7 protein-coding genes are annotated in these 6294 nt (G+C 34.7%); 4 read left to right on the top strand and 3 right to left on the bottom strand.

The window, feature by feature from the left end; translation table 11 throughout:
- Positions 1-170 precede the first annotated feature (170 nt).
- The gene (locus SFT90_01745; protein MDX1949206.1) at positions 171-779 is read right to left on the bottom strand and encodes a glutathione S-transferase N-terminal domain-containing protein; all 609 of its coding nucleotides are present in this window, start codon (positions 777-779) and stop codon (positions 171-173) included.
- Positions 780-891: 112 nt separating this feature from the next.
- On the opposite strand from SFT90_01745, the gene SFT90_01740 reads away from it, so the two are divergent.
- On the top strand, positions 892-1149 hold the full coding sequence (locus SFT90_01740; protein MDX1949205.1) for a type II toxin-antitoxin system ParD family antitoxin: 258 nt from the start codon (positions 892-894) through the stop codon (positions 1147-1149).
- On the top strand, positions 1133-1444 hold the full coding sequence (locus SFT90_01735; GenBank protein MDX1949204.1) for a type II toxin-antitoxin system RelE/ParE family toxin: 312 nt from the start codon (positions 1133-1135) through the stop codon (positions 1442-1444). Before SFT90_01740 ends, SFT90_01735 begins: the two co-directional genes overlap by 17 nt.
- Here the strand turns inward: SFT90_01735 and SFT90_01730 are convergent.
- Positions 1434-2753, bottom strand: coding sequence for a dihydroorotase (locus SFT90_01730; protein ID MDX1949203.1), 1320 nt, complete (start codon positions 2751-2753; stop codon positions 1434-1436). The two genes, SFT90_01735 and SFT90_01730, sit on opposite strands and share 11 nt — an antisense overlap.
- Positions 2754-2850: 97 nt before the next feature.
- Positions 2851-4470 (bottom strand): dipeptide ABC transporter ATP-binding protein, encoded by a 1620-nt coding sequence (locus SFT90_01725; GenBank protein MDX1949202.1) that lies wholly within the window; start codon positions 4468-4470, stop codon positions 2851-2853.
- A 29-nt stretch (positions 4471-4499) separates the two neighbouring features.
- Between SFT90_01725 and apaG the strand changes: the two genes are divergently transcribed.
- The gene (gene apaG / locus SFT90_01720) at positions 4500-4904 is read left to right on the top strand and encodes a Co2+/Mg2+ efflux protein ApaG (protein MDX1949201.1); all 405 of its coding nucleotides are present in this window, start codon (positions 4500-4502) and stop codon (positions 4902-4904) included.
- Positions 4905-4955: 51 nt separating this feature from the next.
- Positions 4956-6294 (top strand): hypothetical protein (locus tag SFT90_01715; protein ID MDX1949200.1); only part of this gene is annotated, 1339 nt, incomplete at its 3' end.

Below are 6294 nucleotides of genomic sequence, written 5' to 3'. Positions count from 1 at the left end.
GTGAACTTCCAAGCCGATTACAACTTCCCACAAGCCAGTTTTTCCCTGCACTAAATTTGATTTTGATTCTACCATTTCAAAAATTTATTTTTTAGAAAATGGAATTACATCAATATTTTAATTAAATCAAGATGATATAAATTTGAAACTAGAAACTAGAAAAATCAGCTCTAAACTTTTGGCATAGTTTTCTTGAGGCTTTCGCGTTCAGAAAATTTATCAAACCAAGTAGCAAGTTTAGCATGTTTTTCACGCCATTTATAATCAGTAAGCCTGAAAGAAATATAACCAAGTGCTGAAGCAGTTGAAATCTCAGCGAGGGTGAAAAGCTGCTCAGTATGAAAAGTTTTACAGATTCTATCCAGCATATCAAATCCTCTATCTAAAATTTCATAGTATTTTCTGAGGGTTGTTTCGTCTTTCTTATCTGATGGTTTATTATTTTCAAAATAGATTTTTATTGCAGATTCAACCATTCCATCAGTTAAGGCTTCAGTGCGAAGAACTTCAATTCTATAAGAAATTTGCGAAGGAATTAACTTCGGATTATCATTCAAACCATCAATATATTCACAAATTACTGGGCTATCATAAATTGCGTGACCATTTTCAAGCACTAGAGTTGGCACTTGCCCAAGCGGGTTTGCTTCAATCAATTCTTTTGGTTTATTTGCTAAATCAACAGGGATAATTTTTATTTTGCTTTCTAAACCCTTTTCAATAGCCATTATTACGGCTTTTCTAGCAAAAGGTGAACGATTTGTGAGGTATAATTTCATAAAGGTTATTTTTTATATGATAATACAAAAGGGAGTTTTTAGTGCAAGTAGCAAATTATTTACCTTGATTTGATGATATGATAGAATGGTATAGCAAAGAAATTATAGCATAATGAGTATTATTTTATCTGAAAATACTGAAAATTTAATCAACAAAAAAATCACAAGTGGGTTATACAATTCTGCTGATGATTTAGTTTGTGAAGCACTTTCTTTGCTGGATAAACAGGAAGCCTATAAATATTACATTAATTCTGCACTTGAAGAGGCAGAAAATTCCTTTGAAAAAGGTGAGTTTTACACAGAAGAGCAAGTTAAAAATCATATGAGTTTAGTTAGGGAAAATTTTCTAAATTCTCAAAATCTGTAAGATTAATTATGTTTTATCAAAGCAAGCATTAAGCGATATAGATTCTATATGGCTAAGAATTGCAAAGGAAAATATTAAGGCAGCTGATAGTCTAACTATAGAATTTTATAAGGTTTTTGAAATGCTTGCTTTATTTCCTCTATCTGGAAGCTTAAAGCCAGAATTTACTAACAAGTATTATAGATGGTTTCCAGTTCATAATTATTGGATAGCATATATTCCAGACTCAAGCCCAATCAGGATTGCAAGAGTTATTAATTCTTATAGAAATATTCCTTATTTCTTCAAAAACTAAACTCAAACATACTGGCTTTGCCTTGGTTAGCGGTTATTAGCTTGCCGTTTTCCATTATAACATTGCCACCGATAATTGTATGGGTTGGGCAACCTTTGAAAGTTCTGCCGTGATAAGGCGTCCAGCCACTTTTATTAGCCATATCTTCATCACGGATTAAAATTTCTTTGTTCATATCAACGATTGTGAAATCTGCATCATAGCCAACAGCAACCTTGCCTTTGCCTTTCACGCCCCAAATTGTTTCAAGGCAGGAGGACATAGTTTGCACTACTTTTTCAAGCGGGATATATCCCTCATTCACAAAATGGAGCATAAGCGGAACAATCGTCTGCACGCCCGGCATACCAGAAGGGCTTTGTGGATAAGGCTTCGCCTTTTCAGGGAGCGTATGAGGTGCGTGGTCAGAGCCAATAACATCAACGATGCCATTTTGAACGGCCTTCCATAGGCCTTTGCGGTTTTCTTTATCACGGATTGGCGGATTCATCTGAATGCGAGAGCCTAGCGTTTCATAATCTTCATCAGAAAAATAGAGGAATTGTGGGAGGATTTCTATTGTTGCGACATCTTTATTTTTTGCCAAGAAATCCATTTCTTCAGCGGTTGAAATATGAAGAACATGAACTTTTGCACCAGTTTCGCGAGCTATTTTTATCAAGCGATTTGTCGCAATTATTGCAGATTCTTTATCACGCCAAATTGGGTGAGCACGAGGGTGGGCAATCTCTTCCGCGATATATTTTCTATCACGCAAACGGAAATTATCCTCTGAGTGAATTGCAGAACGCCTCTTAGATTTTTTCAAAATATTGCGGATTGCCTCATCTTCCTCAACCAGTAAATTGCCAGTTGATGCACCCATAAAAATTTTAATACCGCAACAGCCTTTCAAGGTTTCAAGCTCATGCCAGTTAACATTAGCCTCAGGCGTTCCGCCAATATAGAAAGCGTAATTGCACCAGCTTCGGCCTTCCATTCTTTGCAATTTATCTTCAATTGCTGCTTTTGTGGTGGTTGAAGGGTTAGTGTTTGGCATTTCAAAAACACCAGTAATTCCGCCAAGAACAGCACCGCGAGTGCCTGCCTCTAAATCTTCTTTATACTCCAAACCCGGTTCACGCATATGCACTTGCGTATCCACAAGCCCCGGTAAAACATGCAAATTTTCAGCGTTTATAATTTGTTTTGCTTGTGATTCTGGAAAGAAACCAATCGCAACTATTTTTCCATTTTCAATTGCAACATCAGCTTTTTGCCTGCCATTTGCGTTTACTATCGTGCCATTTTTTATAAGTAGTGAGAACATAGTTTTTTATATTAAGGTTAAAAAAAGTTTGTCATCTTGAGCTAAGCGAAAGACCTAGATTCTTCGCTTAGCTCAGAATGACAATAGAAAAAAATTTCTACATAATATAGGCTGCTTGGAGCAAGTTTTTTGTATAGTCATTTTCAGGGTTAGAGAAAATTTTTTCCGTTTCCCCTTGCTCAATAATTTTGCCGTTTTTAAGCACGATTACATAATGGCTTAGGCTTTTAACCACCCGCAAATCGTGGCTTATAAAGATGTAAGATATTTTATACTCTGATTGTAAATCTTTCAAGATGCGTAAAATTTCTGCTTGGTTTATCAAATCTAAAGCACTCGTTGGTTCATCTAAAACAATTATATCTGGGTTAAGAATTAAAGCTCTTGCTATGCAAACCCTTTGCTTTTCACCACCTGATAATTGGTGCGGATATCTGGTTAAATAACTTCTTGGAAGGTTCATTTTTTCAATCATTTCCGCGATATATTCATCAAGTTCAACATCAGTAATGTTGATATGGTTATGATATTTGAAATGTTTTCTATGAGCAATTACGCCCTCTTTAATGATATCCGCAATTGTCATTCTCGGGTTAAGGCTAGAGTAAGGATCTTGAAACACAACTTGGAGCTTCCTTCTGAAAGGTCTGAATAAAAATTCTGGAAGCCTTGAAACCCTCTTATGTTTTAGAAAAATTCTTCCTTTTGATGGAACTAATTTTAGAACGCCTTTCGCAAAGGTTGATTTTCCGCTGCCAGATTCCCCAACAACTGCAATGGTTTGCCCTTTATAAAGATTAAGTTCAAAATTTTTAAGTGCTTTGAAATATTTGTTTGTAGAGCCAAAAATACTTTTTCCGATGCCATATTTTACAGAAAATTTTTCAACTGATAAAACTTCCTGCATAGGTTCTGGAACTGGTTTTGGCCTACCACTTGGCACTGATGCCATTAGTTTTTTTGTGTAATCGTGAGAGGGGTTTTCCAAAATTTGCTTTGCTTCACCTTGCTCAACAATTTTGCCATTATGCATAACGGCAATTCTATCAGCGATATTTGCAACAACGGTTAAATCGTGGGTTATAAGCAATATTGAGAGAGATTTTTCCGCTCTTAATTTTTTAAGTAATTCAAGAATTTCCTTTTGAATTGTAACATCTAGGGCGGTTGTTGGCTCATCAGCGATAAGTAAATCAGGGTGGTTTGCCAGTGCCATTGCAATCATTATTCTTTGTCTTTGCCCGCCTGAAAGCTCATGCGGAAAGGCATCAAGCCTATCTTTCAAAATTGAGAGTTCAACATCATCAAGCAGATGCTCAATGCGTTTTTGGATTTTTCTTTTACCAAGTTTTTGATGAAGTTCTATCGCCTCAGCAAGCTGTTTGCCTATTCTATGTAAGGGGTTTAGGCTAGTCATAGGATCTTGAAATATCATTGATATTTTATCGCCCCTAATGCTTCTTAGCTCAGATTCTGGGAGTTCTAGCAGATTATCAGTTTCTTTTTCGCCATCTGTATAATTTATGCTACCTGAAATATCAAAATTACCAATGAATTTCGTAAGACCCAAAACTGAATTCGCAGTTAAGGATTTTCCACTGCCACTTTGGCCAACTAAAGCAAAAACTTCACCTTTATTGATTGAGAAATTAACATCATCAACCAAAATATTATTGCTAGTTTTTATTGTTAAATTATTTACATCTAGTATTTTCATACAAAACAAAATAACTTACTTTTACACAAGTGGCAAATTATTCTTATACATTACAAACGGAAAATATAATTGTTAATGTCCGCCCTGAATATTTAGAGTTGGAATCTTCGCCGATAGATAATCACTATGTTTGGGCTTACCATGTGAAGATTGAAAATAAAGGCGATGAGGCAGTTCAGCTTATCACAAGATATTGGCATATTACTGATGGTAGGGGGCTTGTGCAGGAAGTAAATGGCCACGGAGTTGTTGGGCTTCAACCAGTTATTGAGCCTAAGGGTAAGTTTGATTATGCAAGCTCGGTTTCCTTAAATACTCCATCAGGTTTGATGCACGGTCATTACGAGCTAAAAAACAGCGATAACTCCCTTAAAAAAGTTTTAATACCTGTCTTTTCGTTGGATAGCACAGAACAACTAAGAATGCCTAATTGATTGATTTTTGGGGCTATCTATGTTAGTATCTCGTATTGTAAAAAAGTTATTATGAGCGATTTAGAAACATCGTGTAATGTTAATTTATCTAAAGGTTCACCATCTCCAAATATTACGCAAACTACTACAGCAGATGATTCCGTCTATAATTTTTTAATACAAAATTATTTTACTAAGGCAGAAAATAGGCTTCCAAAAAAGAAAAAAGATCCTGATCCAAATAAAGTTTTTTCCGATAAGATGTTAGGAGATATTTGGGATTTTGAAAAGCCAGTTAGAGTTTCAAATTTTATTGAAAATATTATAAGGGTTGTTCACGCTTGGCCTGATAGGGCTGGTAGGCCTCAATATAACCATATATTAGCAGTTTATGCACAAGCAACTTTAAGGGGTTCAAAACTTCTTGATCAAACTATTGATAAACTATTAGAAGGTAATTTAGAAAATCTTTCTATAGAGCAAATGCGTTCAATATTGCCAAAAGATAAACAGCATATTCTAAATGGATATATTGATGGCAGATCAATTGGTTTTGAAGAAAATGGTGGCATTGAAAAGCTAAAACAAGAATTAAAGCCATATTTAGCTAAGGCGGTTAAAAAAGGTAAGTTTAAATATACCTCAGAGCAAGAGGAAAAATTTTATACTTATGATGATTATAAAACTCATCAATTTTTAGCCCTAATTCACGATGTTGTTGAAGATAAGCATTTAACTATTGAACAGCTTGAAAGAATTGCCAAAAGTGGCGGTAAGGAAAATAAATATCTTCTGCGTGCTATCAAACTCTTGCCATATTTGGATAAAAATAAGTATGTTAATGATAACGGGGTTTTTGTAATTGAAGAAGATAAAGCTAAAGAAACAATTAGAAAACTAGCAGATTATTACCTTGAGAATCAACCAAATAGGCATGTCAATACTTCTCGCTATGATATTGAAAATTTAGATTATGTAGAAATAATCCAATATAAAGCAGGTTATTCAGATGAGATCGTTAGAAGAATGGAAGAAGATAATTTATCTGGAAAGGAAAAGTTTCTAGTTTTAGATGTAAAAGAAATTGATCAAAACCATAATAAAAGTAGCCCTCGTAATGAATTTGATAAAATGAGAGGAAAGAAGTTGGCTTCTTCTTTTAGTAGAGGCTATGAAATTTCTTCACAGCAACAGGCGATTATTGATACAAAGGTAGAAGAAATGGATAATTTGAGAAAAAAATCTCGCACTAATATTCTAAAATATAATTTTTGCGTTGATGCCATTAGAAAAGTAAAAGCAAGTCTAAAGTTTTGTATGGATTATACTTGCACAGGTTTGGCAAATGTTCATTTTAATAGCTATGAAATGGCTGGAATGGGTTTTAGTAGAGATTTTGCAAGCCAAGACC

Source organism: Rickettsiales bacterium (genome assembly GCA_033762595.1).
Classification (GTDB): Bacteria; Pseudomonadota; Alphaproteobacteria; order Rickettsiales; family UBA8987; genus JANPLD01.
The sequence above is the reverse complement of the archived record's forward strand: the minus strand, read 5'-3'. Positions and strand labels throughout refer to the sequence as shown.

Coding starts and splice junctions, on each gene's coding strand:
- SFT90_01740 (MDX1949205.1), top strand. CDS start 892: ATGAGTATTATTTTATCTGAAAATACTGAAAATTTAATCAACAAAAAA.
- SFT90_01725 (MDX1949202.1), bottom strand. CDS start 4,470: ATGAAAATACTAGATGTAAATAATTTAACAATAAAAACTAGCAATAAT.
- SFT90_01730 (MDX1949203.1), bottom strand. CDS start 2,753: ATGTTCTCACTACTTATAAAAAATGGCACGATAGTAAACGCAAATGGC.
- SFT90_01745 (MDX1949206.1), bottom strand. CDS start 779: ATGAAATTATACCTCACAAATCGTTCACCTTTTGCTAGAAAAGCCGTA.